General features: G+C 33.0%; 3 protein-coding genes. All 3 read right to left on the reverse strand.

Features of this window, described 5'->3' with window-relative positions; genetic code table 11:
- Nucleotides 1-354: 354 nt before the first annotated feature.
- The 3 genes from DKM50_01010 to DKM50_01020 all read right to left on the reverse strand — a co-directional run bounded on the left by DKM50_01010 (nucleotide 355) and on the right by DKM50_01020 (nucleotide 2,178).
- Nucleotides 355-1,038, reverse strand: a complete 684-nt coding sequence (locus DKM50_01010; protein PZM83889.1) for a hypothetical protein — start codon at nucleotides 1,036-1,038, stop codon at nucleotides 355-357.
- A 70-nt stretch (nucleotides 1,039-1,108) separates the two neighbouring features.
- Nucleotides 1,109-1,639, reverse strand: coding sequence for a hypothetical protein (locus DKM50_01015; GenBank protein ID PZM83890.1), 531 nt, complete (start codon nucleotides 1,637-1,639; stop codon nucleotides 1,109-1,111).
- A gap of 74 nt (nucleotides 1,640-1,713) precedes the next feature.
- A complete protein-coding gene (locus tag DKM50_01020; GenBank protein ID PZM83891.1) occupies nucleotides 1,714-2,178 on the reverse strand; it encodes a hypothetical protein in 465 nt (154 codons plus the stop codon).
- Nucleotides 2,179-2,371: the final 193 nt, after the last annotated feature.

Genomic DNA, 2,371 nt, shown 5'->3' on the forward strand with positions numbered 1-2,371 from the left:
TATAATATAGGGACTTCTCTTGTTAAATGTTTAGTCTATAGATCAATGCAATATTTGCCGATCTGACTAACCATTCTGAAACGTATTATACGAGGAGAATCTATGAGAAAGAAACTAAATCCTTCCAAACTACCCACTTAACAGGTACAATATTTATTATCGTCGCTACGCTACGATGACACTGGGTAGTTTGCCCGGATTCGGGTGGGTAGTTTCGCCGGAATACGCAAGCATTATTAATGAGGTCGCGATAATTAATAACATACTGCTATTTAGACAATGATTACCTGCTATATGATTTTTGTTATGAGCTAATAATCAATAAAAACTATGGCATCAGGTAAGGTTTATATATTAAAAACTGTATGAGCCGCGTAATGCAATAGAATCAGAACCTGGATTAACTGATATTTTAATATTTTCTTTTGATTTATTTGCTTCGTATTTTGTTACAATTTCTTCAAATAGCGTAGTCCCCCAGATAGCTTCGTATAATCCCCACAACATAAAACCATAACCAGATAGCCTAATATATTCAGCGTTATCCTGACCATCTGCTATATCTCCGCTGTTGTTAAAGTCCGTAGCTGCCATCAATCCTCCAAGTCCAGCGAACACTAATGATCCTGTCAACCTCATAGTTTTATGTTGATCTGAGATAAGTTTTAATTCCGAATATGCTATTTCATCCTTTTCTTTCTCTTCCATTTCAGGTTTAATTTTTTTTAGATATGAATCATAGGACTTTTCAAAAAGCCCTTTATCCATATTTTGGTAAAACCAACCCAGTCCAGCCGATAAAGCCACCCCAACAATTCCAGACGATCTATTAATATCATCTTTTGCAAAAACTAAAGGTGTATATATTAATGCCATTGAATAAAAAGCAGTTGAATTGATATCCCTATCTATTTTATCTTCATATCTATGAGTTTTGAGTATTTCCTGCATAGTAGGTAGATTGTCTTTTGTATCTGCAAAACCTGTTGTCGTTAGTAACCCCGTTGCTATAATTAATAAACTTATTGATCTTTTCATCTTATTCTCCTTAATCTAATATTTTATAAACATTACACCAGCAATCAAGAAAAAAATTGCCAGAAATAATTTACCAATACTTATAGCTTTTCCTGACAAGTTTAATCTTAATACTATATTTTTTACTGGCTAATAAAAAATTACTTAATAATATTAAATATGAAATGCCAATACCGCCCCCTATTTTAGCTGTTAATAAATAGGGGCTGGAAAAAGACTGTGTCAATGACATACTTGCTGGGAAATGCAAAATATAATTAGAAGCCAGTAACTCAAATACTACCCAAGGTAAAGGTGCAACAAAAGGATTCCATCTTTGCCCAAAGCAGCAGCACAAATAAAATGCTCCCGCGAACAAAAAAGGTAGAGCTATGAGAACATAAATATTTCCCTTAGAATCAATAGATGCACCTATGTTATGCCTGCCATCTTCATTAAAGTGAAATATTGTTTTGATTTGTTGTTTATCGGAATCAATTTTGTAAATATTATAGTTACCGTAGCTATAGAGTATTTCAGAATTGACCAATGAAAATGAATTCATTATTAAAAAAATAAAGAATAAACATATCAATTGTTTAATGCTAGTTTTTAATTTCATTTTTATTATCCAGAATATATTATATTATATTATCCCCTATGAAATAAACATAGGGGATAATATTTGATAATCAATTATTTAATTGACGCGGGCATGATTTTCTCACCTTGCAAATTTTTATCAAACCAAATCGCATTTTTAAATAAACCCAAGGAAGCAATAGGCAAAGTCAATTTTTTTGACCAATATATATCGTCCGGTGAAACCCCAATCCAGGCATAAGTTACATCTTTATTTCTGTCATTCTTTTCTTTGCTGAAAAAATTCTTAACATGCATACTGGTACGGTTAGAATCAAGATCAACATAAGAAATAAAAGTCGAATAGACTAATTTGGAGCAATACATCCCTGTATAGTTGGTTTTTCCATAAAGACTGATTAAAAAATCGGTAACTGCACGAGTTATCGCAATCGTAGGGATAGATAATGTACCATTATATTTGGAATCCAGCATGTCCCTTTTTTGTACACCGCCATCAGACAATGATTCTAGCAACCAAACTTTTGAATAACTTTTAGTGTTGGCATCGTATTCCATTTGTATGCATAGTTCTCGCTTTAGATTCCACTTTGGCAAGCTGAACTTTATAGTTGTTGACGTCGAGTTTCGACGGCAATTTGGGGTCGCGTCGCCAATTCCTAAATAGAAAGCCTATAAACAAAAGAACCTCCAGTTGTTACAATTGTTTCGACGAAAAAACAAAAATCACCTAAGAGGTGAAAAGTAACAA

Source organism: Candidatus Margulisiibacteriota bacterium (genome assembly GCA_003242895.1).
In the GTDB taxonomy this organism is placed as follows: domain Bacteria; phylum Margulisbacteria; class Riflemargulisbacteria; order GWF2-39-127; family GWF2-39-127; genus GWF2-39-127.

Coding starts and splice junctions, on each gene's coding strand:
- DKM50_01010 (PZM83889.1), bottom strand. CDS start 1,038: ATGAAAAGATCAATAAGTTTATTAATTATAGCAACGGGGTTACTAACG.
- DKM50_01015 (PZM83890.1), bottom strand. CDS start 1,639: ATGAAATTAAAAACTAGCATTAAACAATTGATATGTTTATTCTTTATT.
- DKM50_01020 (PZM83891.1), bottom strand. CDS start 2,178: ATGGAATACGATGCCAACACTAAAAGTTATTCAAAAGTTTGGTTGCTA.